This window comes from Acidovorax sp. FG60 (genome assembly GCF_057808995.1).
In genome coordinates, this window is the sequence record NZ_JBMDJC010000001.1 from 516,658 (window position 1) to 540,376 (window position 23,719).

At 65.8% G+C, this 23,719-nt stretch carries 22 protein-coding genes and 1 tRNA gene; 15 read left to right on the forward strand and 8 right to left on the reverse strand.

Annotated features, from left to right (window positions below; all coding sequences use genetic code 11):
• Positions 1-77: 77 nt before the first annotated feature.
• From ACODS0_RS02365 to ACODS0_RS02385, 5 genes are all read right to left on the reverse strand, one after another.
• Entirely contained in the window at positions 78-1,082 is a 1,005-nt protein-coding gene (locus ACODS0_RS02365) for a Bug family tripartite tricarboxylate transporter substrate binding protein (RefSeq protein WP_488832490.1), read from the reverse strand.
• Between the two features lie 161 nt (positions 1,083-1,243).
• Positions 1,244-1,987, reverse strand: coding sequence for an SDR family NAD(P)-dependent oxidoreductase (locus ACODS0_RS02370; protein ID WP_462390627.1), 744 nt, complete (start codon positions 1,985-1,987; stop codon positions 1,244-1,246).
• The gene (gene pcaF, locus ACODS0_RS02375) at positions 1,984-3,192 is read right to left on the reverse strand and encodes a 3-oxoadipyl-CoA thiolase (protein ID WP_488832492.1); all 1,209 of its coding nucleotides are present in this window, start codon (positions 3,190-3,192) and stop codon (positions 1,984-1,986) included. Before pcaF ends, ACODS0_RS02370 begins: the two co-directional genes overlap by 4 nt.
• Before the next feature lie 34 nt (positions 3,193-3,226).
• The gene (locus tag ACODS0_RS02380) at positions 3,227-3,880 is read right to left on the reverse strand and encodes a 3-oxoacid CoA-transferase subunit B (RefSeq protein ID WP_488832494.1); all 654 of its coding nucleotides are present in this window, start codon (positions 3,878-3,880) and stop codon (positions 3,227-3,229) included.
• Between the two features lie 29 nt (positions 3,881-3,909).
• Positions 3,910-4,611, reverse strand: a complete 702-nt coding sequence (locus ACODS0_RS02385; protein ID WP_488832496.1) for a 3-oxoacid CoA-transferase subunit A — start codon at positions 4,609-4,611, stop codon at positions 3,910-3,912.
• 91 nt (positions 4,612-4,702) lie between these two features.
• Between ACODS0_RS02385 and ACODS0_RS02390 the strand changes: the two genes are divergently transcribed.
• Positions 4,703-5,503 carry an IclR family transcriptional regulator domain-containing protein gene (locus ACODS0_RS02390; protein WP_426305005.1) on the forward strand — a complete coding sequence of 267 codons (801 nt, stop codon included), beginning with the start codon at positions 4,703-4,705 and terminating at the stop codon, positions 5,501-5,503.
• A gap of 140 nt (positions 5,504-5,643) precedes the next feature.
• Here the strand turns inward: ACODS0_RS02390 and ACODS0_RS02395 are convergent, their stop codons facing one another.
• Positions 5,644-5,865, reverse strand: coding sequence for a hypothetical protein (locus ACODS0_RS02395; protein ID WP_176886849.1), 222 nt, complete (start codon positions 5,863-5,865; stop codon positions 5,644-5,646).
• A 200-nt stretch (positions 5,866-6,065) separates the two neighbouring features.
• Here ACODS0_RS02395 and ACODS0_RS02400 point away from each other — a divergent pair, with 200 nt between their 5' ends.
• Positions 6,066-6,500 (forward strand): DUF1841 family protein, encoded by a 435-nt coding sequence (locus tag ACODS0_RS02400; RefSeq protein WP_010459392.1) that lies wholly within the window; start codon positions 6,066-6,068, stop codon positions 6,498-6,500.
• Positions 6,501-6,526: 26 nt separating this feature from the next.
• Here ACODS0_RS02400 and ACODS0_RS02405 read toward each other — a convergent pair whose 3' ends face one another.
• On the reverse strand, positions 6,527-7,789 hold the full coding sequence (locus ACODS0_RS02405) for a putative Na+/H+ antiporter (protein ID WP_199726962.1): 1,263 nt from the start codon (positions 7,787-7,789) through the stop codon (positions 6,527-6,529).
• Between the two features lie 240 nt (positions 7,790-8,029).
• Here ACODS0_RS02405 and ACODS0_RS02410 point away from each other — a divergent pair, with 240 nt between their 5' ends.
• The gene (locus ACODS0_RS02410; protein WP_488832500.1) at positions 8,030-8,485 is read left to right on the forward strand and encodes a DUF3429 domain-containing protein; all 456 of its coding nucleotides are present in this window, start codon (positions 8,030-8,032) and stop codon (positions 8,483-8,485) included.
• A 60-nt stretch (positions 8,486-8,545) separates the two neighbouring features.
• On the opposite strand, the gene ACODS0_RS02415 is transcribed toward ACODS0_RS02410, so the two are convergent.
• Positions 8,546-9,208: a c-type cytochrome gene (locus ACODS0_RS02415; RefSeq protein WP_055401586.1), complete on the reverse strand. Its 663-nt coding sequence runs from the start codon at positions 9,206-9,208 to the stop codon at positions 8,546-8,548.
• Between the two features lie 106 nt (positions 9,209-9,314).
• Here ACODS0_RS02415 and ACODS0_RS02420 point away from each other — a divergent pair, with 106 nt between their 5' ends.
• The 12 genes from ACODS0_RS02420 to ACODS0_RS02475 all read left to right on the forward strand — a co-directional run bounded on the left by ACODS0_RS02420 (position 9,315) and on the right by ACODS0_RS02475 (position 23,699).
• The gene (locus ACODS0_RS02420; RefSeq protein ID WP_055401588.1) at positions 9,315-10,169 is read left to right on the forward strand and encodes an AAA family ATPase; all 855 of its coding nucleotides are present in this window, start codon (positions 9,315-9,317) and stop codon (positions 10,167-10,169) included.
• Between the two features lie 10 nt (positions 10,170-10,179).
• Positions 10,180-10,416 carry a hypothetical protein gene (locus tag ACODS0_RS02425; RefSeq protein ID WP_055401590.1) on the forward strand — a complete coding sequence of 79 codons (237 nt, stop codon included), beginning with the start codon at positions 10,180-10,182 and terminating at the stop codon, positions 10,414-10,416.
• 16 nt (positions 10,417-10,432) lie between these two features.
• Positions 10,433-11,035 carry a GNAT family N-acetyltransferase gene (locus tag ACODS0_RS02430; RefSeq protein WP_121420978.1) on the forward strand — a complete coding sequence of 201 codons (603 nt, stop codon included), beginning with the start codon at positions 10,433-10,435 and terminating at the stop codon, positions 11,033-11,035.
• 18 nt (positions 11,036-11,053) lie between these two features.
• Complete coding sequence (locus ACODS0_RS02435) at positions 11,054-12,241, forward strand: vWA domain-containing protein (RefSeq protein WP_121420979.1); 1,188 nt, start codon at positions 11,054-11,056, stop codon at positions 12,239-12,241.
• A gap of 133 nt (positions 12,242-12,374) precedes the next feature.
• Positions 12,375-14,330, forward strand: coding sequence for an autotransporter assembly complex protein TamA (locus ACODS0_RS02440; protein ID WP_488832507.1), 1,956 nt, complete (start codon positions 12,375-12,377; stop codon positions 14,328-14,330).
• Between the two features lie 14 nt (positions 14,331-14,344).
• On the forward strand, positions 14,345-18,760 hold the full coding sequence (locus tag ACODS0_RS02445) for a translocation/assembly module TamB domain-containing protein (RefSeq protein WP_488832509.1): 4,416 nt from the start codon (positions 14,345-14,347) through the stop codon (positions 18,758-18,760).
• Positions 18,761-18,814: 54 nt separating this feature from the next.
• Positions 18,815-18,889 (forward strand) — tRNA-Arg (locus ACODS0_RS02450).
• Positions 18,890-19,139: 250 nt separating this feature from the next.
• Positions 19,140-19,556: a YjfI family protein gene (locus tag ACODS0_RS02455; protein WP_121505542.1), complete on the forward strand. Its 417-nt coding sequence runs from the start codon at positions 19,140-19,142 to the stop codon at positions 19,554-19,556.
• Between the two features lie 60 nt (positions 19,557-19,616).
• On the forward strand, positions 19,617-20,348 hold the full coding sequence (locus ACODS0_RS02460) for a PspA/IM30 family protein (protein ID WP_488832512.1): 732 nt from the start codon (positions 19,617-19,619) through the stop codon (positions 20,346-20,348).
• Positions 20,345-20,743, forward strand: coding sequence for a hypothetical protein (locus ACODS0_RS02465; protein WP_488832514.1), 399 nt, complete (start codon positions 20,345-20,347; stop codon positions 20,741-20,743). Before ACODS0_RS02460 ends, ACODS0_RS02465 begins: the two co-directional genes overlap by 4 nt.
• 83 nt (positions 20,744-20,826) lie before the next feature.
• Positions 20,827-21,471 (forward strand): OB-fold-containig protein, encoded by a 645-nt coding sequence (locus tag ACODS0_RS02470; protein WP_121505540.1) that lies wholly within the window; start codon positions 20,827-20,829, stop codon positions 21,469-21,471.
• Between the two features lie 101 nt (positions 21,472-21,572).
• On the forward strand, positions 21,573-23,699 hold the full coding sequence (locus ACODS0_RS02475) for a flotillin family protein (RefSeq protein ID WP_233559216.1): 2,127 nt from the start codon (positions 21,573-21,575) through the stop codon (positions 23,697-23,699).
• Positions 23,700-23,719: the final 20 nt, after the last annotated feature.

Consider the following 23,719-nt stretch of genomic DNA (forward strand, 5'->3'; position numbering starts at 1 on the left):
GAAAAATAGCTGCTGCCGCCCGTCGAACAGGCGGCAGCAGCTATCAATTTGGTAGCTGCAGTGATCGAAGGCGCGGATCAGTCGAGACTCGCGCCCGACTCCTTGACGACCTTGCCCCACTTCACCGACTCGGCCTGGATGAAGGCAGCAAACTGCTCGGGCGTTTCGCTGTACGTCTCGGCGCCCTGCTCGTTGATCTTCTTCTTCACCTCGGCCTGGTTCAGCACCTTGACCAACGCGGTGTTGAGCCTGGCCAGCACCGGCGCGGGCGTGCCGGTGGGTGCGAACATGCCAAACCATGAAGTCGCTTCGTAGCCCGCCACGCCGGCTTCGGCGATGGTGGGCACATTGGGCAGCTCGGGCGAGCGCTTGGCCGTGGTCACGGCAATGGGCACCAGCTTGCCGCTGCGCACGTGCTGGATGGCCGAGGGCATGTTGTCGAACATGATGCCGATCTGGTTGCCCAGCAGGTCGGTGACGGCCGGGGCGCTGCCCTTGTAGGGCACGTGCACCATGTCCACCTTGGCGAGGCTTTTGAACAGCTCGCCCGACAGGTGGATGGAGCTGCCGTTGCCGGACGAGCCGAAGTTGACCTTGCCGGGGTTGGCCTTGGCGTAGGCGATCAGCTCCTTCACGCTCTTGTAGGGCTGGGCCGGGTTGGCCACCAGCAGGTTGGGCACGTTGGCCACGCGCGTGAGCGGGGCAAAGTCCTTGATGGGGTCGAACGGCATCTTCTTGTACAGGCTGGCGTTGATGGCGTGCGTGCCCACGGTGCCCATGAACAGGGTGTAGCCATCGGCCGGCGCCTTGGCCGCCATGGCGCCGCCGATGTTGCCGCCCGCGCCCGCGCGGTTGTCCACGATGACCGACTGGCCCAGCTCTGTGGTCAGCGCCTGGCCGATGATGCGGGCCAGGATGTCGGTGGTGCCGCCTGCCGCAAAAGGAACGACGATGGTGACGGGCTTGCTCGGGTAGGCCTGGGCCAGTGCGGAGCTGCTGCCCAGCAGGCCGATACCTGCGAGGGCGGTGACAGCAGCGGCCGACAGCGCGAAGCGGCGGGTGGTGTGAATGGAACGGGTCATGGTTTGTCTCCTTCAAGAAGGTGGATGAATGAATGGGTCGGTGCCACCAGTGCCGCGTTGACCCGCGTCTGGCCGCGCCATGGCCTCAACCGGGCGTCGAGGCCTCCGGGCGAGAACGGGGGTGCCCCTGGCGGGGCGGCAGGGAAGATCAGTTCAGGTTGTTAAACAGGCGCCACTCCCAGCGTGGTGCCTCCGCACACGTACAACACCTGCCCGGTCACGAAACCGTTGTCGGGCGAGAGGAAGAACAGCGCTGCGCGCGCCACGTCGTCGGGCGTGCCCATGCGGCCCACGGCAATGCTGTTCAGGATGCGCTGCGTTTGCGGCGCTCCGTCGGGGTTGCTCTGGCGGAAGAGTTCGGTGGCGATGGGCCCGGGACCAATCGCGTTGACGGTGATGCCGTCACGCCCCAGCTCCATGGCCAGCGTGCGTGTCATGCCGATCATCCCGGCCTTGGTGGCGGAGTAGACGATGCGCTCACCTTTGCCCAGCGCGGCGCGCGACGACATGTTGACGATGCGGCCCTGACCGCTGGCGCGCAGCGTGGGCAGAAACGCTTGCACCAGCAGCATGGGCGCGCGCAGGTGCAAGCCCACCACGTCATCCAGCTGCGCGGTGGTGGCGGTGTCGATGGTGCCGGGGCGCGTGGCACCCGCGTTGTTCACCAGCGCGGTGACGTTGTGTTTGGCCGCAATCTCGGCCGCGCGCTCGCGGGTCGATGCCTCGTCGGTCAGATCGCCCTGGTACGAGGTGAGTTGCGGGTGGCTCCACGTGGGCAACACGTAGTCCAGGTTGACCACCGCGTGGCCCTGGGCCAGCACGGCCTCGGCAATCGCGCGGCCGATGCCGTTGCTGGCGCCGGTGATGACGGTGACGGGCGTGGGGTTGCGCTCGATCACGGTCACACGCGCTCCAGGATCACGGCAATGCCCTGGCCCACGCCGATGCACATGGTGCACAGCGCGTACTGTCCGGCGTGTTCGTGCAGGCGGTTCACGGCGGTGGTGACCAGGCGCGCGCCGCTGGCGCCCAGCGGGTGGCCCAGCGCAATGGCACCGCCCCAGGCGTTCACGCGGGCATCGTCGTCCTTCAGCCCCAGCGCGCGCAGCACGGCCAGGCCTTGCGCAGCAAAGGCCTCGTTCAGTTCGATCACATCCATGTGGTCGATGGTCAGGCCCGTCTGCGCCAGCACCTTCAGGGTGGCGGGCGTGGGGCCAAAGCCCATGATGCGCGGCGCCACACCGGCCACGGCCATGCCCACCACGCGGGCGCGGGGCTTGAGGCCATGTTTGGCGGCGTTGGCTTCATCGGCCAGCAGCAGCGCGCAGGCGCCGTCGTTCACACCCGACGCGTTGCCCGCCGTGACCGTGCCATCGGGCCGCACCACACCCTTGAGCTTGGCCAGCGCTTCGATGCTGGTCTCACGCGGGTGTTCGTCCTGGCTCACGATGATGGCGTCGCCCTTCTTTTGCGGGATGTGCACCGGCACGATCTCGCGCGCCAGATGCCCGGCCTGGATGGCGGCCACGGCGTTGAGCTGGCTGCGCAGCGCCATCTGGTCCTGGGCTTCGCGCTCGATCTTGAAGTCGGTGGCCACGTTCTCGGCGGTTTCGGGCATGGAGTCGACGCCGTACTTTTCCTTCATCAGCTTGTTGATGAAGCGCCAGCCGATGGTGGTGTCGTACACCGCGTTGCTGCGGCTGAAGGCCGACTCTGCTTTGGGCATGACGAAGGGCGCACGGCTCATGCTCTCCACGCCGCCTGCAATCATCAGGCCCGCCTCGCCCGCCTTGATGGCGCGCGCTGCGGTGCCCACGGCGTCCAGGCCCGAGCCGCACAGGCGGTTGATGGTGGCCCCGGGCACGTCGATCGGCAAGCCCGCCAGCAGGCTGCTCATGTGGGCCACGTTGCGGTTGTCTTCACCGGCCTGGTTGGCGCAGCCATAGAGCACGTCAGTCACGGCCGCCCAGTCCACCCCGGGGTTGCGGTCCATCAGCGCCTTGATGGGGATGGCGCCCAGGTCGTCGGTGCGCACGCTGGAGAGCGCGCCGCCGTAGCGGCCGAAGGGGGTGCGAATGGCGTCGCAGATGAAGGCTTGGCGTGTGGTCATGGTGTTGTCTCCTCAGTTCTCGGGTGGGATTGGGTCAGGCGGCAGGGGCCTGGATGGGCAGGCCCACCAGTTGCTCCAGCTCAGCGTGCGACAGGCCGGGCACGGTGTCGATGAGCTGAAGCCCGGTGGGCGTGCAGGCCAGTGTGCACAGATCGGTGTAGATGCGCTTCACGCAGGCGACACCGGTGAGCGGGTAGCTGCATTGCGTCACGATCTTGCTCGCGCCCTGCTTGGTCAGCAGGTCCATCATCACCCAGGTCTGCTTGGCGCCGATGGCCAGGTCCATGGCGCCGCCCACGGCGGGGATGGCGCCGGGCTCGCCCGTGCTCCAGTTGGCCAGGTCACCCGTGGCGCTGACCTGGAAGGCGCCCAGCACGCAGATGTCGAGGTGCCCGCCGCGCATCATCGCGAAGCTGTCGGCGTGGTGGAAGTACGCACCGCCGGGCAACAATGTCACGGGCTGCTTGCCTGCGTTGATCAGGTCATAGTCCTCCAGACCCGCAGCGGGCGCAGGGCCCATGCCCAGGATGCCGTTTTCGCTTTGCAGGATGACTTCGCGGCCTGCCGGGATGTGGTTGGCGACCAGGGTCGGCTGGCCGATGCCCAGGTTGACGTAGGCGCCGTCGTGGATGTCCTGCGCCACGCGCTTCGCCAGTTCTTCTTTACTACGTTTTTGATAGCTGCTCACGCTTATTCCTCAGGCGGTAGGTACCAATTTCATGCTGTTTTCTTGAAACCACCCGCTTGCGTGGCCGTGCGCGCGATCTTCACGACATGGCTCACGTAGATGCCCGGGGTGACGATGGCTTCGGGGTCGAGCGCGCCCAGCTCCACCACCTCGTGCACGGTGGCCACCGTGGTCCTGGCTGCGGTCGCCATCACCGGACCAAAATTGCGCGCAGACATGCGGTAAGTGAGGTTGCCCCAGCGGTCACCCTTCTCCGCCTTGATCAGGGCCACATCGCCATGGATGGGGTACTCCAGCACGTAGTGTTTGCCGTTGATCTCGCGCGTTTCCTTGCCCGCAGCCAGTTCGGTGCCATAGGCCGTGGGGCAGAAAAAGGCGCCGATGCCCGCACCCGCAGCACGCAGGCGCTCGGCCAGGTTGCCCTGGGGCACCAGTTCCAGCTCCAGCTTGCCATTGCGGTACAGCTCGTCGAACACGTAGCTGTCGACCTGGCGCGGAAAACTGCAGATGATCTTGCGCACCTGCCCTGCCTTGAGCAGCGCGGCCAAGCCCTGGTCGGCATTGCCTGCGTTGTTGTTGACCACCGTGAGGTCCCGCGCGCCCTGGGCAATGAGGCCATCGATCAGCTCGCCCGGAATGCCGGCCGTGCCGAACCCGCCTATCAACACCGTGGCACCATCCTTCACCCCCGCAAGGGCCTGGGCCACCGAGTCCGCCAGTTTGTTGATCATTGCAACGCTTTCTTGGTTTCTCTGTTGTCTCTTTGAAATTTGTTCGCATATAGAACAAATGTTCGCTTAAAGAATTATAGTTGGCATACGTATGAATTCACAAACCCCTGAAGCCAAAGACCCCAAACCTAGCGACAGCTATGTGCAGTCGTTCGCGCGCGGGCTGGAGGTGATCCGCTCGTTCAGCGCGGCCACACCGCAGCAGACCTTGAGTGAAGTCGCCGCGCAGACCGGCCTGACGCGCGCCGGCGCGCGCCGCATCCTGCTCACGCTGCAGACGCTGGGCTATGTGGAGACGGATGGCAAGCTGTTTCGTTTGAGCCCGCGCATCCTGGACCTGGGGTTTGCGTACCTGTCTTCGCTGCCCATCTGGAACCTGGCCGAGCCGGTGATGGAAGACCTGGTGGAAGAGGTGCGCGAGTCGTCATCGGCCGCCGTGCTGGACGGCCTGGACATCGTCTATGTGCTGCGCGTGCCCACGCACAAGATCATGCGCACCACGCTGGGCGTGGGCTCGCGCCTGCCTGCGTGCTGGACGTCCATGGGCCGCATGCTGCTGGCCGGGTTGCCGGACGACGAACTGCAGGCCCGGCTGCAGGGCCACTCGATGCAGCGTTTTACCGAACACACCACCACCGATGTGGATGCGCTGCTGGCCCACATCCGCCAGGCGCGGCAGCAGGGCTGGTGCCTGGTGAACCAGGAACTGGAAGAGGGTTTGATATCGATTGCTGCGCCGTTGACCAACCGCACGGGGCAGACGGTGGCGGCGCTCAACATCAGCGGCCAGGCCAATCGCACGAGTGCGGCGGTGATGCAGGAGACGCTGCTGCCTGCACTGCTGAGCGCGGCCCGGACCATCTCGCGGATGATGGGCGCACCGAGGGGATGATGAAGGGAGGAAGGCACACCGAGAAGAGCCGGTGATCACCCTCGCAACGAGCAGCCCGTGCTAAAGCACCGACTCCCGTCTTAGTTGGAGAGGGCAAGAACCGGAGTCGTAACCCCAGTCGCTCGCCATGACAGGTGAAATCAGTTCTTGCGAAACCCCAGCACCAGCACCACGCCGCCCAGCACCATCGCACCCAGGCTCATCCACTGGGGGATATTGACGGATTCTTTTTCCTTCACGGTGAGCTCCAGCGGGCCCAGCTTGGCTTGGGTGGTGTCCTTGGTAAAGCTGAAGCCGCCGGTCAAAAACCCGGCCAGCCCCACCACCAACAACAGCACACCAACGATTCGCATTGCATTCATGACACTTCTCCCGATGCCGGGTTTGGAGGACTGCGACAAAGTGGACCCGGCTCCCGACCTTTGCGCCAGCCCAATGTAGGTGCGCCAGCGCAGGGCCAGCGTAGGACGCCGCCCCGGCGCGATGTAGCAGGCGGGCGCGATCCGAACCGCCTTCCCCTGTGCGCTCCAGGCTCTTGCCCTGCGTGCTACCCTCACGCCCCATGTTCAGCCCCTCCCAAGCCGATGTGCGCCGCTTTCTATGCGGTGTGCACGCCAAGACCCAGAGCGGCGCCCCCATGGAAGCCATCGAGACGCTGGCCAGCCTGTGGATCGCCGAGCACCCCGAGTACCACGCCGACCTGTCCGACGCCGATGCGGCCGTGGCCCGCAACTACGACGAAACACCGGGGCAGACCAATCCCTTCCTGCACCTCTCGATGCACCTGTCCATCAGCGAGCAGTGCAGCATCGACCAGCCGCGCGGCATCCGCCAGGCGGTGGAGCTGCTGACGGCACGGCTCGACTCCTTGCACGACGCGCACCATGCCGCCATGGACTGCCTGGGCGAGATGCTGTGGGAGAGCCAGCGCGCAGGCCGTCCGCCCGATGGCGACGCCTACATCGCCTGCGTGCAGCGGCGCGCCACACGGGACTGACCACCCACGCTACGTCCGCTGGCCGGTCACAATAACTTGAACGCCAGCACCGCCACCATGGTAGGTGGCAAGGCACCCAGCAGCAGCCCCAAGGGGTGGATGGCGTTGTCAGCGAACTTCTCTTTCAGGATTGCCGCGCCTGCGGGGTTGGGTGCATTGGCAATCACAGTCAGCCCCCCACCCGTTACTGCACCCGCCACCAACGCGACCTTGAACTCGTCGCTCAGGCCTTCGACCAAAGAGCCCAGGTAGGTCAGCGCAGCGTTGTCTGTGAAGGCCGTGAGCGCCGCCGCCCCAAAGAACACGGCATTGGCGTCCATCTTCATGAGCACCGGCTGCAGCCACCACTGCTGCAAACCACCCAGCACCACCAGCCCGGCCAGGAAGAAAGCCACCAGCAAGGCCTCCCGCAGGATCAGCGGGTTTTGGTGGCGTTGGTAGGCCGTGGTGAACCCCATGAAAAACAGGAACAGGCCCATGAAGACTGCTGGGTGGTGCGCAAACAGCACGACAAGCCCCAGGAATACCAGATGCACCAGCATCACAGACACAGGCACGGGCGCCTCGTGCGTCGTGATCTTGCGTCCCATGTGCCCCACCTGTTGGCGAAACAGCAGCGTGGCGATACCGGCGTTGACCACCACTGCGACGGCCGCCTTCCAGCCAAAGTTGGACACCATGAACCACAGGTCCCAGTTCCACTGCGCCGCCACCATGAGCACCGGCGGCGCAGCGAACGGCGTGAGGGTGCCGCCGATCGAGATGTTGACGAACAGCACGCCAATGGTCGAATACTTGAGCTTGTTCGACAAAGGCTGCGAAAACAGGATGTCACGCAGCATCAGTGCCGCCAGCGTCATCGCAGCAGGCTCGGTGATGAAGGAGCCCAGCAGCGGAACGGCGGACAACACCACAAAGTACATCGCCACACCGCGCTGAAAAGGCATGCACCTTGCCAACACCCGCACCGCGGAGCCAGCCATCTGAAGAATCGGCCGTGTAGCCGCAATCACCATGATCGCGAACACAAACAGCGGTTCGGTGAAATTGCGCGAGTCCAGGTAGGCCGTGGCCTCCTGCTTGCCGCTGATGGAGAACATGAACAGCATGAGCACCAGCGCCCAGAAGCCGAAGACCACCTCGACCTCGCCCAGCAAATGCCAGATGCCCGCATGCTTGGGCTGCGTATGCGCCAGGCGTTCGAAATACTTGGTGGAGAAGGTGTGGAGGATGGCCAGGCCGAACAGGACGGCACCGATCACCTGGATCAGGGTGGGAGAGGAGTTCATGGGTCGCAGAAAAACCGCGTGGCGGCCCGACCAGCGCATGAACCTGCCAGGCCACCATGGCGCCGACACCCAGCTTCCATTTTACCGTTGCACAACGGCGGCTCCGTGTAGGCGCAGCGCGCTTGGAACGCCGCTCACGGCATACACACAACCATGCACCGCACTCGGGAGTCGCGCTTTCCAGACAATGCGGGCACCGCACCCGGAGGCACCATGCACAGTCACCCATCCGCACAACCCTTGACTTCACCGCCCCCTGCGCCGATCCCTGGTCCCGTGGCCTGGCTGGGCTATGGTGGCCTGCTGCCGTTTGTGGCACTGGCGGCTGTGGGCCTGTTGGCACCCACCACGCCCTGGTGGAGCGCGGCGCTACTGGCCTATGGCGCGGTGATTCTGAGCTTTGTGGGAGCGCTGCACTGGGGCTTCGCCATGGCGCAGAGCGGCCTCAGCACCGCCGAGCGCACACGCTGCTTTGTGTGGAGTGTGGTGCCATCGCTGATGGCCTGGCCTGCGACGCTGTTACCCCCAGCGGGAGGGGCAGCGCTGCTGGTGACAGGCTTTGTGGCGCACCTGGTGCAAGACCATCGGCTGGCCGCACGCACATCGCTGCCAGCGTGGTACCTGCCGCTGCGCTGGCGCCTGACAACCACGGCCTGCGTGTGCCTGGCCGTTGGCGCCATGGCCGCCAGCCGCTGACGATTGGATGGCCCAGCAAAAAGCCCGCCGAAGCGGGCTTTTTATCAACGGTGGTGTCGCTTAACGGAAACGCGACTGGGGCACCGTGTGCAGATCGCCTTCGAGGCCGCTGATGTAGTTGGACAGCGCCTTCAGCTCAGCGTTGGTGAATTGCTTGGCCACACCGCCCATGATGGCGTTACCACGGCCCACGTTGGCGTTCTTCTCGACCTTGTAGGACTTGAGGGCCACGAAGAGGTAGTCGGCATGCTGGCCGGCGATCTTGGGGTACGAGGGATCAATGGGCTTGGCGAAGTTGTCGCCGTGGCAGGACACGCAGGCGCCCTTCTTCAACAGCTCGGCCACCTGCACACTGGGTTCGCGGCCGGGCTTGGCGGGCAGCTCGGCCCCCGTCTTGCCGTGCTGTTCGTAATAGGCCGACACGTCTGCGATGTCCTTCTCGGACAACGACTCGGCAATGCCGCGCATGGTGGGATGCTTGCGCTCGCCCTTCTGGTAGGCGACCAGCGCTGCCGCAATGTACTTGGCGCTCTGGCCCGAGATCATGGGTACCTTGTGAATCTCAGGAAAGCTGGCCTGGTAGCCAACAATGCCGTGGCAGCCAATGCACATGGCAATCTTTTGCTTGCCGGCTTCCACGTCGCCTTTGGCTTCCTGGGCATGGGACAAGGCGGTCACGGAAGCGACAGCCAGGGCAAATAGCGTGGTCAGCGTTTTGTTCATTTTGCGCGCACAATCTCGTGGAAGTTCAGCTCTGGGCTCTGATCAGCCGCCGATTATAGCCAGCGCCCTGTCAAGCCCATTCATCAACGATCCGGTGTTTTCCCCCATGAAATTCCAAGGCTCCCAGAACTACGTCGCCACCCAGGACCTGATGCTCGCCGTCAATGCCGCCATCACGCTGCAACGACCGCTGCTGATCAAGGGCGAGCCCGGCACGGGCAAGACGATGCTGGCCGAGGAAGTGGCCCAAGCGCTGGACATGCCGCTGTTGCAGTGGCACATCAAGTCCACCACCAAGGCCCAGCAGGGCCTGTATGAATATGACGCCGTGAGTCGCTTGCGGGACAGCCAGCTCAACGACGGCGACAGCGCCGAGCGCGTGAAAAACATCCGCAACTACATCATCCAGGGCGTGCTGTGGCAAGCCTTCACGGCCGACCGGCCCGTTGCACTGCTGATCGACGAGATCGACAAGGCCGACATCGAATTCCCGAACGACCTGCTGCGCGAGATCGACCGCATGGAGTTCTACTGCTACGAAACACGCGAACTCATCAAGGCCAAGCACCGCCCGCTGGTGTTCATCACGTCGAACAACGAAAAGGAGCTGCCCGACGCCTTCCTGCGCCGCTGCTTCTTCCACTTCATCAAGTTCCCCGAAGCCGACACCATGCGGCAGATCATCAACGTGCACTTCCCAACGCTCAAGAGCGAGCTGCTCAGCGTGGCGATGAAGACGTTCTATGACGTGCGCAATCTGCCGGGCCTCAAGAAGAAGCCATCGACCAGCGAACTGATCGACTGGCTCAAGCTGCTGGTGGCAGAAGACATTCCGCTCACCGCCTTGCAAAGCGCCGATAACAAGGTGGCGGTACCCCCGCTGGTGGGGGCGCTGCTCAAGAATGAACAGGACGTGAGCCTGTTCGAAAAGCTGGTGTTCATGAATCAGCGCAACCGCTGACTCCCCGGCAATGTCCCAACACCCTACCCCTTCGCTGGCAGACGGCATTGCCGACGCCATTGGTTTTGTTGGCGGCGCACTCGCCGGTTTCTGGCTGGGTCAGTGGCTGGGCATGGACATCTTTGCGCCAGGCTACGGCACCCCGGCCCTGGTGGGCATTGCCCTGGTGGGACTGGGCGGCGGCTTGGGCCTGCACGCTGCGCGGCGCTGGCAGACCAGTCGGCGCAACAAGCCCTCCAAGGATTGACGAAGAGAAAAGACCCATGGCTTTTGTAGAACCAGTCACCCTGCGCGACCGAGGCATCCGCCTGGAGCCCCTGGCGCTCTCCCACGAACACGGCTTGGCCGCCGCTGCGGCCGATGGCGAGCTGTGGAAGCTGCGCATCACCTCGGTACCCGAGCCCCAGGACACCCGCGCGTACATCGAAGCCGCCTTGAAGATGCGCGAAGACGGGAACCGCTTTGCCTTTGCTGTGGTGGATGACGCCACCGGCAAGGTGCTCGGCTCCACCAGCTACCACGACATCGTGCCGGCCGTGAAGCGCGTGGAGATCGGCTGGACCTGGTACTGCCAAAGTGTGCAGCGCACCCACGTCAACACCACCGCCAAGCTCTTGATGATGGGCCACGCCTTCGACACGCTGGGCTGCCATGTGGTGGGCTGGCGCACCGACAACTACAACTTTGCATCGCAAAAAGCCATCGAACGCCTGGGCGCCAAGAAGGACGGCGTGCTGCGCGGCCACGCGCTGCGCCGCGACGGCACCATTCGCGACACGGTGATGTACAGCATGCGCTCAGGCGAGTGGCCTGAGGCCAAGGCGCAGTTGCTATATCTTTTAGAGCGTCGAACGCTTACCAAATAAGCGCTGGAGGCCAAAATCATGCTGATCGACTTCTTCTACACCCTGCGCTCGGCCAAGTTGCCAGTGTCGGTCAAGGAATACCTCACCCTGCTCGAAGCCCTGCAGGCCGGTGTGGTGGGTCCCAAGTCGGACGACGCGTGGAGCCTGGACGATTTCTACAACCTCTCGCGCCTCACGCTGGTCAAGGACGAGAAGCACTACGACAAGTTCGACCGGGCCTTTGGCGCCTACTTCAAGGGCGTGGAGATGGTGGCCGACTTCACCAAGGAGATCCCGGCCGACTGGCTGCGCAAGATCCTGGAGAACGAACTCACGCCCGAGCAGAAGGCCGCCATCGAGAAGATGGGCTGGGACGAGTTGATGGAAACGCTCAAGAAGCGCCTCGAAGAACAGAAAGAGCGCCACGAAGGCGGCAGCAAGTGGATCGGCACGGGCGGCACCAGCCCGTTCGGCCACGGCGGCTACAACCCGCAGGGCGTGCGCATTGGCGGCGCGGGCAAGAACAAGAGCGCGGTGAAGGTGTGGGAGCAGCGCGCCTACAAGGACTACGACGACCAGCAGGAGCTGGGCACGCGCAACATCAAGGTAGCGCTGCGCCGCCTGCGCAAGTTTGCGCGCGAGGGGCATGAGCTGGAGCTGGACCTGCCAGACACCATCCGCAGCACTGCCGCCAACGCAGGTTACCTGGACATCAAGATGGTGCCCGAGCGGCACAACAACGTGAAGGTGCTGCTGCTGATGGACGTGGGCGGCACCATGGACGAGCACATCCAGCGGGTGGAAGAGCTTTTCAGCGCGGTCAAGAGCGAGTTCAAGCACCTCGAGTTCTATTACTTCCACAACTGCGTGTACGACTTCATGTGGAAGAACAACCGCCGCCGCTTTGCCGAGAAGTTTCCGACCCTGGACATCATCCGCAAGTACAACAAGGACTACAAGCTGATCTTTGTGGGCGACGCGACCATGAGCCCCTACGAAATCCTGCAGCCCGGCGGTAGTGTGGAATACAACAACGAGGAAGCGGGCGCCGAGTGGATTCAGCGCCTCACGCACGCCTTCCCCAAGTTTGCGTGGATCAACCCCGAGCCCCAGGGCGTATGGCAGTACCGCCAGAGCATCAGCATCATCCAGCAACTGGTGAGCAACCGCATGTACCCGCTGTCGCTCAAGGGGCTGGAAGAGACCATGCGGCTGCTGTCGAAGTAGGCGGGATGGGGCCGCAGCGCTTTGGAGCCCATCGCGCGGAACTGTCTGACACGACGGGGCTGATTTTGGGTGCATAGTGGCGGTGGGCCGGTTTTGAAGCCAGCCCCAACCACCCAAACCACCTTCTCCTGCCGTGCCTTTTCGCGTCCTGCGCCCCACTGCCCTTTTCTCAACGCCGGCCCCATGGTCGGCGTTGCTGCTTTTCAGCGCGCTGTGTCTGCAGGGCTGCAGCCTGCTGCCGCGCGGTGAGGATAGCGAGAGCACAGGCTCGGCGCCCACCCCTGCCATTGCCGAATCGGGCAAGCCGTCTTTCGCCGTTCAGGTCAACGCCCCCGCCAACGTGCGCGAGACGCTGGAGCGCCACCTGGAGCTGCAGCGCTTTCGCCACCTGCCCGATCTCCACGCCAACGAGCTGCAGCGCCTGCTGGGCGCAGCCAATGCCAACGCCCGCGAACTGTTGGGCACGATGGGCTACTTTGCACCCACCATCACGGTGGAACTGACCGAAACGCCCGACAGCAAGGCTGTCCCGCGCACGGTGGTGGTCACGGTACAGCCCGGCCCGCAGACCCGCATTGCCAGCGCGGACATCGACTTCACGGGCAACACGGGCGGTACGGACAGCTCCAGCGCGGAGCGACCAACAGAAGAAACTGGTACCAGCGCCAGCATCCGCCAGCAGCAGCGCGTGCAGCGCAACTGGTCCCTGCAGCCGGGCCAGCCGTTCACCCAGTCTGCCTGGGACTCGGCCAAGAACGACGGCCTGCGCCAGCTGCAGGCGCGCCGCCACCCCACCGCCCGCATCGCCAGCAGCCGGGCCGAGATCGATGCCGACCAACACGCGGCAAAACTCAGCGTGACCTACGAGCCCGGCCCGCCCTACCGCTTCGGACCGCTGCGGGTAGAGGGCAGCCAGCGCTACGACCCCGATGGCGCCCGGCGCCTGGCACGCCTGGCCACAGGTGCGGTGTATGACGAGGCCGAACTGCTCGACGCCCAGCTGCGGCTGGCCAGCAGCGGTTACTACGATTCGGTGTTCCTCACGCTCGACACCGAGGGCACTGACCCGCAGGCCGCGCCCGTGGTGGCCCAGGTGCGTGAGGCACCGATGCAAAAGCTGGTGTTCGGCCCCGGCTTCTCGACGGACAGCGGCGCGCGCCTGTCGCTGGAGCACATCCACAACCAGTTGCCCGTCATCGGTTGGCGCGCGGTGAGCAAGCTCTCGCTGGACCGCGAGACCAAACACGCCAGCAGCGAATGGACCGACCTGCCCAACAACAACGGCTGGCGCTGGTTTGCAGGCGCCCAGCTGCAGCGCGAGGCGACGGGCGACTACGACGTCAACAGCGGGCGCGTGCGCTACGGCCGCAGCAAAAGCACCAAGAACATCGACCGCAACTACTTCCTGCAGTACGACTACGCCAACAGCCAGGGGCTTGCCGCCAACGTGCAGTCACCCTCCGACACCAGCACGGCCCTGAGCGTGAACTACGGCTGGACGGGCCGCTACTTCAACAGCGCCACCGCCCCCACGCGCGGCCATGGCATCGCCGTGGAGCTGGGGCTGGGCACCACGCTGCGGCCTGAGCGCGACCCGTTTGTGCGCACCCTGGTGCGCTGGCAGTCGTTCATCCCCGCAGGCCGCGTGCAGGACGCCGCTGGCGTGGGCCGCAGTGCCCGCGTGGCCTTGCGCGCAGAGGGCGGGACCGTGCTGGCGCGCGATGGCGCGCAGATCCCTGTCACCCAACTCTTCCTGACCGGGGGCGACACCACGGTGCGTGGCTACGGCTACCGCAGCATCGGCGCCCGCACCGACAACGGCCAGCTCTACGGCGGCCGCTACCTGGCCGTGGGCAGCGTCGAATGGCAGCGCCCCATCGTCTACCAGGGCGCCATGACCGACTGGGAGAGCACGCTGTTCGTGGATGCTGGCGCGGTGGCCGACCGCCTGGGCGACCTGGACCCGCGCGTGGGCATTGGCGCTGGCGTGCGCTGGCGCAGCCCTGTGGGGCCGCTGCAGGCCGACCTGGCCTATGGCGTGAAAACCAAGGAGGTGCGGCTGCACCTGCGGCTGGGGTTCAGCTTCTGATGAGCGCTGCACCCATGCCCCCCCACTCCCCGACACCCCGCGCACGCTCCTCCGATTTCAGCGCAGGGGCATCGCACCACCAGGGTGGCCAGCACCCTTCGCCACGCCGTGGCCGCCGTGCGCTGCGTGCACTGGGCTGGCTGTTGGTCGCAATGATTGCGCTGCTGATCGCCGCCGCAGCGGCCGTGTGGTGGTGGGCGGGCAGCAGCACGTCGCTGGCCCTGGCGCTGGCGCGCGCGGCGCAGTACCTGCCCGCCAACCAGCAACTGGAGAGCCGCGAGGTCACCGGATCACTGCGCAGCGGGGGGCGTATTGGCTGGCTGCGCTGGCGCAGCCCCAGCCTGTCGGTTGAGGTGACCGACATCCGCCTGGGCTGGCAGCTGGCCCCGTTGCTGCAACGCCGCCTGGAGCTGGGCGAGGTGCATGCCGCACGCGTGCAGATCACGCCACTGGGCAGCCAGCCCAGTGCAGAGCCACCCACGCCCCTGACACAGCTGGTGCTGCCCTTGCAGATCGGCGTGCCGTTCCGCGTAGACCAGATCCAATGGGCGGGTGCCCCGGCCGTGGAGGCCCAGGGCCTGGCCGGCGACTACCGCTTTGACGGGCGCGAGCACCGCCTCAACATCGCCAGCGTGGCGCTGGCCCAGGGTCAATACACCGCGCGGCTGACGCTGGAGGCCCAGGCCCCCATGGCGCTGAACGCCACTGTGGACGGCACGGTGAGCGCCGCCGTGCCCGGCGGCACCACCGCCCTGCAGGTGGGTGCACACGCTACCCTGCAAGGCACGCTGGCCACAGCGGCAGCGCAGCTACAGCTGCAGGCGCGCATCAGCCCCACCGCCGCCCAGGCCGGGCCCACGCAGCCACCCCCTGCCCCTGCCAAACCACCCACCGCCAAGCCAGCAGCACCGCCACCACCCGCCGCAGAACCCATGCAGGCCGACCTGCAGGCCACGCTGGCACCCTGGTCCCCACAGCCCCTGCAATCGGCCCAGGCCACGCTGCGTGCCGTCAACCTGGCAGCTCTGTGGCCCCAGGCCCCGACCACCCGGCTGCATGGCACCGTGCAGGCCGGGCCCACCGGGAGCGGAGCAACGGCCGGCACTGGTTGGTCCCTGCAGGCACAGCTGCGCAACGAACTAGCAGGCCCGTGGGACCAGGCCCGTCTGCCCATCACCGCCCTGCAGGCCGATGCCAGCTACGACGGCACCCGCTGGACGGTGCCCGGCGCCACTGTGAATACAGGCACCGGCGCAGTCACCCTGCAAGGCAGCTACACCCCTGGCACTGGCGCGCTGGAGGGCCAGGCTGAACTGCGCAACCTGCGCCCAGACGCCCTGCACACCGCCTGGGCAGCCGCCCCGCTGGCGGGCCGCGTGGGCGCGCAGATGCAGGGCGACGTGGTGCGCTTTACGGCAGATATCCGCGCCACCGGCACCGCCGCCTCCGGCAAAACCCCCACCAACCGCCCCGCCTTGCTGCGCATCAACACGCTGACCACCCAAGGTAGCTGGCAACCCCCGTCACCCACCCAGCCCGGCGGCACCTTGCAGCTGGAACGCCTGCTGCTGGACGCTCTGCAGGCCCGCATTGAAGCCACCAACCTGCGTGTGGCCCCCGGCGATCTGTCGGGCCAGGGCCAGATTGCGCTGACCGTGCCCGGCGCCACAGCGCGCGCCCAAGGCAGCCTAGCGCCCCAGGCGGGTACGGGCGACCTGCAGGTCCAATGGACCGACATGGACCAAACCCAACGCTGGCTGGCCAGCCTGCCGCTGGTGGGCACCCGTTTACAAGAAGCCTTGCAGGGCGCCACCGCCAAAGGCGCCGCGCAACTGAACGCGCGATGGAAAGGTGGCTGGCAGACAGCGGCCCGGCAACTGCAAGCCGCCACCGCAACCACCAGCGACAGCACATCCCCCAACGCCAGCCGTGCGGGCGGCACGCCGCCATCGGACAAAGCCACCTTCGAGCTGCAAGCCAAGCTCTCCACCCCGCTGCTGGACCTGTCACTGCCTCCCGGTAAAGATGAGGGCGGCGGTTCCACAGCCGTGCAACTGCGCGCTGTGCAGGCCAGCCTCTCGGGCACCCTGGCGCAGGCCACGCTGACGCTGGATGGCGAAGCCCGGCTGAATGCATCCCAGCCCCAGCAGATGCAGCGGCTGGCCCTGCAAACCCGCGCCACGGGCGGGCTGACCACACCCACGCAAGGGGCGCATGTGCAGATCAGCGAACTGCGGCTGGTGGCACAAGACACCGCACGCCCCGGCCCCTGGACGCTGCAACTGGCCGAGCCCGTATCCATCACCGCACGCGCCACCACCGGTACACGCTCGCCAACAGCGGGCTACACCGTGTTGGCCACTGCAGGCCAGGCCCGCCTGACCGGCCCCCTGCCCGGCACCGCCGTGCTGCGGTGGCAGCCCCTGCGCGTGGCCACCGACGCGAACCCTGTGCAATTGCAAACCCAGGGCACCGTGCAGGGCCTGCCCATGGCCTGGGTCGATGCGCTGGGCCTGGGCAACACCCCGGCCGCCGCAGGACGCCCTGCCCAGCCGCTGCTGGCCCGCATGGGGCTGGCCACCAGCATCGTGCTGGACGGGCAATGGAAAGTGGACAACACCCAAGGCCCCCTGCGTGCCAGCGCCAGCCTGCGCCGCGCCAGTGGCGACCTGCGCATCCTGGCGGGCGACGCCACCGCCATCACCGCCGTGCAAAGCAGCGGCCAGGGCGCGGGCGCAGGCGCCACGGCGGTGATCGCCACCGAGGCCTCGGCAAGCCCCTCGGCATCAGCTGCTGCATCCGGTGCAGGGGCAGGCACCGCCGCCGGTGTGCGCCAGGCCGAAGTTACCGTCGAGATCGAAGGCGAGGCCCTGCGCGCCCAACTCGCCTGGGCGAGCGACCGGGCGGGCGAGGTGCAGGCCAACGTCAGCACCCGTCTCACACCCGGAGCGCCCGGCGCCTCCGCCGCTGCGGGCGCCAGCCCCTCCTCGCCCGTCAACTCTTCGCCCTTCACCTGGACGCCCGATTCCCCCCTGGCTGGCACCCTGCGCGCGCGCCTGCCCGACGTGGGCGTGTGGTCGGCCCTGGCCCCGCCCGGCTGGCGCGTGCGCGGCACGCTGGACGCCAGCGCCACCTTGTCAGGCACCCGCAATGCGCCGCGCTGGGCCGGCACGCTGGGCGCCGACGACATGGCCGTGCGCTCGGTGGTCGATGGTGTAGACCTGCAAGGCGGCCGCCTGCGCGCCACGCTGCAAGGCAACCAGCTCAATATCACCGAGTTCCGCCTGCAGGGTGGGCGCGGCAGCGGCGCGCGCATTGCGGGCTTCAGCGGCAACCGCACTTCCGCACCGCAAGACGGCGGCATGCTCACCGCTACTGGCCGAGTGAGCTGGGGCGACAGCGCCACCGCAACCACGGGCCTGTCGGGCATCACCATGTCGCTGCAGGCCAAGGCCCTGCAAGTGCTGGTGCGGGCCGACCGGCAAATCAGCGTGTCAGGCCAACTGCAAGCACAGCTCCAGCAAGGCCAGATCAGCCTGCGCGGCAAGCTGACCACAGACCGCGCCACCATCATCCTGCCCGATGAAACCGCGCCTACGCTGGGCTCCGACGTGGTCGTGCGCTCTGCCGCCAAAGACCGCGAAGACCAGGCCAAGGCCCAGGCCGCCGCCAAGGCCAACCAAGTGGCGGCCCAGGCCGAAACCGCCAAGCCCCCCGACATCGCGATCACCCTGAACCTGGGGCGCGACTTTGCCCTGAGCGGCCAGGGCATCACCACGCGGCTCACGGGCGAGGTGGACATCCGCAGCAGCGCCGTGCCCGGCGCCCCACCGCGCGTGACCGGCGAAGTGCGCACCGACGAAGGCCGCTACCGCGCCTGGGGCCAGATGCTGGACGTGGAAACGGGGCTCATCCGCTTCAACGGCCCCTACAACAACCCCTCGCTCGATATCCTGGCACTGCGCCCCAACATCAGCGTGCGCGCTGGGGTGCAGGTCACCGGCAGCGCCCAGGCGCCGCGCGTCAAGCTGTATTCCGACCCCGAGTTGCCCGATGCCGAAAAACTCTCGTGGGTGGTCCTGGGCCGCAACGCCTCCGCCGGCGGCGCCGAAGCCGCCGTGATGCAGCAGGCCGCCCTGGCCCTGCTGGGCCGCCGTGGCGGCGGCAACACCAGCGCCAACATCGCCAGCCGCATTGGCCTGGACGAAATCGGCTTTCGCAGCGCCACCACAGGCGAAGACGCCAGCGCAGCCGCCCTCACCTTCGGCAAACGCCTGTCCAAGGATTTGTATGTGACCTACGAACGCAGCTTGTCGGGCACGCTGGGCACGCTGTACATCTTTTACGACCTTACCCGCAGCCTCACGCTGCGCGGGCAAACGGGCGAGAAGAGCGCGGTGGACATCATCTACACGGTGAAGTACGACTGAGGCTGAGCACACCAGAGAGCGTGCGCGTGCCCACTACAATGCGCGGCTGTCTTGCTCCTCGTAGTTCAATGGATAGAACGAGTGCCTCCTAAGCGCTAGATACAGGTTCGATTCCTGTCGAGGGGACCAAATTCATGGCGAAATGGCCTCTAGCGCTTGGTGGATAAGCGCTAGCAGCTATTTAATCAATAGCCAACACTGCATCCGCAGCCTGCAGAATGCGCACCAAGCCATCGAGCTGCGCTATCCAATCGCCGTTTGCATTTGGTCACAAATGCGTAGATTGACATGATATGTCAACGCACCTATTCTCCCCATCCATGCAGGCACACGGATCTTCCCCGGCCGCCTGTCCCACCCGTGTGATGAAGGAGACGCTGTGCCCACTTTGCTGGAACAACTCAACAACCTGGACGTGCTGACCTCCGCACTCATGGGCGGCGCAGCGGTGCAGTTGCAGCCCATCGCAGGGGATGTGCCTGTGGTGCAGGTCAGCATCGAGGGGCGCGATGAGCTGCCTATCTTTGTGACCTGCTCGGACATGCAGGTCATATGCCTGTGCTACCTGTGGACCGATGCCGATGTGCGCCCCGAGCGGCGCGCCGAGCTGATGGAAGCGCTGCTGGACCTGAACCCTTCGGTGCCGCTGTCTGCCTTTGGCCGTGTGGATGGGCGCTTTGTGCTGGTGGGTGCGCTGGCCCGTGCGGCGCGCGCTGAAGATGTGGCGCACGAGGTGGCGGTGCTCAGCGACAACGCGCTGGATGCACTTGATGCGCTGGCTGAATTTCTGCGCTGAACGGCTGCCCCTCTTGCAGTCCCCTTTTTCATGATCTTTCGACGTTGACAGGAGAACACCATGTCGGTCATCAAGAAACTCGTCACCCTGCTGCGCGGCAGCGCCCGCGAACTGGGCCAGAGCGTGGTCGATGGCAATGCCACGCGCATCTACGAACAGGAAATCATCGACGCCAAGGCCAGCATCACCGAGGCCAAGACCGAACTCACGGGCGTGATGGCCAAACAGATGCAGACGGCGCGCGACATTGAGCGTATCAAGGCCGATCTGCTGCGCCACGAAGACCTGGCCGTGCAGGCGCTGGACAAGGCGCAGGAGAACCTGGCGCTGGAAGTGGCCGAGCGCGTGGCGGGCCTGGAGACGGAGCTGAACGCGCAGACCCAGGCCCATGCCAGCTACGCCATGCAGGTGTCGCGGCTCAAGGACTTGATCCGCGCCGCAGAGACCCGCGTGCGCGAACACGAGCGTGAGATTGGCATCGCCAAGACCACCGAGAGCGTGTACCGCGCCACCCAGAGCATTTCGGAAAGCATTGGCGCCACGGGCTCACAGCTGACCAGCGCCCGCGATTCGCTGGAGCGCATCAAGAAGCGCCACGAAGACCTGGCCGACCGCATGGCGGCGGCGGAACAGCTGGACCAGGAGTTTGGCCACCGCGCGCTGGAGCGCAAGTTGGCCGACGCGGGCATTGGCGACAGCGACAAGGTGCGCGCCGCCCAGGTGATGGAACGCATTCGTGCCCGCCAAGCAGCTGCCGTTGCGGGCACCACCACGCCCCCGGCCACGCCATGAGCCCCGCCCCGCGCAAGCCGGTGCGGTGGCAGGGCTCCGAGCCCGCGCTGCGCGCCGTGCAGGTGGCCTTTGATGTGGAGGAAGCGGTGATGGAAGCCATCCGGGTCGCGGCCTTCCATGCCAACGTGTCGACCTCCACACAAATCCGCAGCGTGCTCAACCTGCCCGTGGCGGCGCGTCCCAAGCGGCCCCGGCTTACGGTCACGCTGGACACCGCCGACTACACCGTACTGGCCAGCCGCTACGGCCTGGCGCCCGACGACCGGCTGGGCATCAAGGAAGCGGCAACACGCGAGCTGATTGCGTTTGTAGAGCAAGTGCCGCAAGTTGCCCCCAGCCCTGGCCCGGCCAAGGCGGCCCGCAGGGGCAAAGGCAAAGGCGAGACAAGGCCCTGACACGGCACCGACTCGCAAAAAAACAAAATCAAAAACAAGCAATCCTCGATCAAGAACCAACACAACGAGGAGGAGGGAGTTTCATGTTCGCCAATCTTGTTGCTGCGGCCACCGGGTTTCCGACCGCCATCTATACCGTGCTGCTGGGCGTGGTGCTGGTGTATTGGCTGCTGGCCATTGTGGGCATGGTCGATTTCGAGTCCAGCGGCATTGACCTGGACATCGAGGCCCATGCCGATGCCAGCGCCGACGACCTGGGCGCCATCGCCAGCTACGTGGTGGCCTTCGGCCTGAACGGGGTGCCGTTTTCCATTGTGGTGAGCCTGCTGGTGCTGGTGGGCTGGACGCTGTCGTGCATGGCGGGCGTCACGCTGCAGGCGTGGATCCCGACGGACATCCTGCGGTGGCTGGCGGGCCTGGTGATTCTGGTGGTGTCGGCCGCGCTGTCGCTGGTGATTACCGCGCGCATCGTGCGGCCGCTGCGAGGCCTGTTTGTGAGCCACACAGCGCAAACCAATGCGTCGCTGGTGGGCCAGACCTGCAAGGTGCTGACCGGCGTGGTGGACGAGCGCCAGGGCCGTGCCGAGGTGGCCCAGCGCGGCGCCAGCATCAATATCCGCGTGTGGTCGCCCAGCCCCAACCTGCTCAAACGCGGCGACACCGCGCTGATCACCGACTACGACTCGGGCAGCCACCGCTACCTCGTCATGCCGCTGCCGCCCGCGTGACCTTGCAGCCACCCATGGCGTGCGACAACCAAAACCGTGCGCCAGCCGGTCCCTGATCTTCCGTTCTCTTCAATTCAACCCTTTCAGCAGAAAGCGTTCTCATGCAGCAATCCTTCATGGTCATCCTGATTGCCGTTGGCGTCCTTGTCTTCCTGATCCTGGCGATGTTCGCCATGTTCGCGAAGTTCTACCGTAAGGTGGAGCAAGGCCACGCGCTCATCATCAACACCCTGCGCTCCGAGCCCGAAGTCACCTTCACCGGCCGCATGGTCTACCCCATCATCCACAAGGCCGAGCTGATGGACATCTCGGTCAAGACCATCGAGATCGACCGCTCTGGCGACCAGGGCCTGATCTGCGCGGACAACATCCGCGCCGACATCAAGGTGAAGTTCTTCGTGCGGGTGAACAAGACGGCCGAGGACGTGCTGCGCGTGGCCCAGGGCATTGGCTGCGCGCGCGCCTCCAACCATGAGATTCTGGAAGACCTGTTCTCGGCCAAGTTCTCCGAGGCGCTCAAAACCGTCGGCAAGTCGCTGGACTTTGTGGACCTGTACCAAGCGCGCGACCGTTTTCGCGACAAGATCATCGAGCAGATTGGCGATGACCTCTCGGGCTATGTGCTGGAAGACGCGGCCATCGATTACCTGGAGCAGACGCCGCTGTCCAAGCTCGATGCCAACAACATCCTTGACGCGCAAGGTATCAAGAAGATCACCCAGCTCACGGCCGTGGAACACGTGGTGACCAACGAGCTGCGCCGCAACGAGGAAATGCAGATCAAGAAGAAAAACGTGGAGACACAGGAAGCCCTGCTGGAGCTAGAGCGCCAGCAGGCCGACGCCACCGCCCGCCAGGCCCGCGAAGTAGCCACCGTGAAGGCACGCGAAGAAGCCGAAACCTCCAAGATCCAGGCCGAGGAGCGCACCCGCTCCGAAATGGCGCGCCTGCAGTCGGAGCAGCAACTCGCTGTTCAGCAGGAAAACGTGCTGCGCGAAAAGGAAGTGGCCGAAAACAACCGCAAACGCGCCGTGGTGATCGAACAGGAACGCGTAACCCGTGCGCAAGAGCTGGAAGTGGTGGCGCGCGAGAAGGAAGTGACGCTGCAGCGCATTGAAAAAGACAAGGCCGTGGAAGTGCAAAAGAAGGCCATCGCCGACGTGGTGCGCGAGCGCATCGTGGTCGAACGCACGGTGGCCGAGCAGGAAGAAGCCATCAAGGAAGTGCGGGAAGTGGCAGAGGCCGACCGCACGCGCAAGTCCATCGTGATTGGCGCCGAGGCCGCTGCCGAAGAAAAAGTCATCATGGAAGTGAAGACCGCCGAGGCGCAGGAACGCAAGGCCCGCCACAAGGCCGCCGAAGACCTGGTGCTGGCCGATGCCCGCCTGAAGGTTGCCGAACGCGATGCCGAAGCCAAAAAGCGCGATGCCGAAGGCATTGAAGCCCTGACCGCAGCGCCCGGCTTGGCCGAAGCCAAGGTGCAGATGGCCAGCGCCAGCGCCAAGCTGGCCACCATGGAGGCCGAAGCCAGCGGCAAGGAAAAAGTGGGCCGTGCCGAGGCCCAGGTGATCGAGGCCCAGGCCCAGGCCGAAGCCGTGGGCCTGCGCGCCCGCATGGAGGCCGAAGCTGCCGGCAAGGAAAAAGTTGGCCAGGCCGAAGCCCTGGTGCGCACCGTGGACGCCGAAGCCCTGGCCAAGATGGGCGATGCCGAGGCGCACAACATCGACGTGAAGTTCAACGCCGAAGCACGCGGCCTGAAGGAAAAGTTCGAGGCCATGAAGGCCATGAGTCCCGAGACTCGCGAGCACGAGGAATATCGCATGCGCCTGGAGCGCGCACACACCGAAACCCTCAAGGGCATCGAGGCGCAAACCGCCATCGCCAAGGAACAGGCCGAGGTGCTGGGCGTAGCGCTGCAAAACGCCAAGATCGACATCGTGGGCGGCCAGGGTGACTATTTCGACAGCTTTGTGCGCGCCCTGTCGGTGGGCAAGGGCATCGACGCCACGGTGGGCAAGAGCCAGACGCTACAGGTCGCCTTCAAGGACCAGTTAAGCGGCGAGCGGGATGTCGTGGACGACCTCAAACAGATCCTCGGCGCTGCGGGCGGATCAGCCAGCGAGCTGCAGAACCTGAGCGTTTCGGCCCTGCTGACCCGCATTGCCACCCAGGGCACCGATGGCCAAAAGCAGGCGCTGCAGCAGCTGGTGCAGAGCTTGCGCAAATAAAAACCATAGCTGCTTGCGCT

Coding starts and splice junctions, on each gene's coding strand:
- ACODS0_RS02365 (WP_488832490.1), bottom strand. CDS start 1,082: ATGACCCGTTCCATTCACACCACCCGCCGCTTCGCGCTGTCGGCCGCT.
- pcaF (WP_488832492.1), bottom strand. CDS start 3,192: ATGACCACACGCCAAGCCTTCATCTGCGACGCCATTCGCACCCCCTTC.
- ACODS0_RS02385 (WP_488832496.1), bottom strand. CDS start 4,611: ATGATCAACAAACTGGCGGACTCGGTGGCCCAGGCCCTTGCGGGGGTG.
- ACODS0_RS02390 (WP_426305005.1), top strand. CDS start 4,703: ATGAATTCACAAACCCCTGAAGCCAAAGACCCCAAACCTAGCGACAGC.
- ACODS0_RS02395 (WP_176886849.1), bottom strand. CDS start 5,865: ATGAATGCAATGCGAATCGTTGGTGTGCTGTTGTTGGTGGTGGGGCTG.
- ACODS0_RS02400 (WP_010459392.1), top strand. CDS start 6,066: ATGTTCAGCCCCTCCCAAGCCGATGTGCGCCGCTTTCTATGCGGTGTG.
- ACODS0_RS02405 (WP_199726962.1), bottom strand. CDS start 7,789: ATGAACTCCTCTCCCACCCTGATCCAGGTGATCGGTGCCGTCCTGTTC.
- ACODS0_RS02415 (WP_055401586.1), bottom strand. CDS start 9,208: ATGAACAAAACGCTGACCACGCTATTTGCCCTGGCTGTCGCTTCCGTG.
- ACODS0_RS02420 (WP_055401588.1), top strand. CDS start 9,315: ATGAAATTCCAAGGCTCCCAGAACTACGTCGCCACCCAGGACCTGATG.
- ACODS0_RS02425 (WP_055401590.1), top strand. CDS start 10,180: ATGTCCCAACACCCTACCCCTTCGCTGGCAGACGGCATTGCCGACGCC.
- ACODS0_RS02430 (WP_121420978.1), top strand. CDS start 10,433: ATGGCTTTTGTAGAACCAGTCACCCTGCGCGACCGAGGCATCCGCCTG.
- ACODS0_RS02435 (WP_121420979.1), top strand. CDS start 11,054: ATGCTGATCGACTTCTTCTACACCCTGCGCTCGGCCAAGTTGCCAGTG.
- ACODS0_RS02445 (WP_488832509.1), top strand. CDS start 14,345: ATGCCCCCCCACTCCCCGACACCCCGCGCACGCTCCTCCGATTTCAGC.
- ACODS0_RS02460 (WP_488832512.1), top strand. CDS start 19,617: ATGTCGGTCATCAAGAAACTCGTCACCCTGCTGCGCGGCAGCGCCCGC.
- ACODS0_RS02465 (WP_488832514.1), top strand. CDS start 20,345: ATGAGCCCCGCCCCGCGCAAGCCGGTGCGGTGGCAGGGCTCCGAGCCC.
- ACODS0_RS02470 (WP_121505540.1), top strand. CDS start 20,827: ATGTTCGCCAATCTTGTTGCTGCGGCCACCGGGTTTCCGACCGCCATC.
- ACODS0_RS02475 (WP_233559216.1), top strand. CDS start 21,573: ATGCAGCAATCCTTCATGGTCATCCTGATTGCCGTTGGCGTCCTTGTC.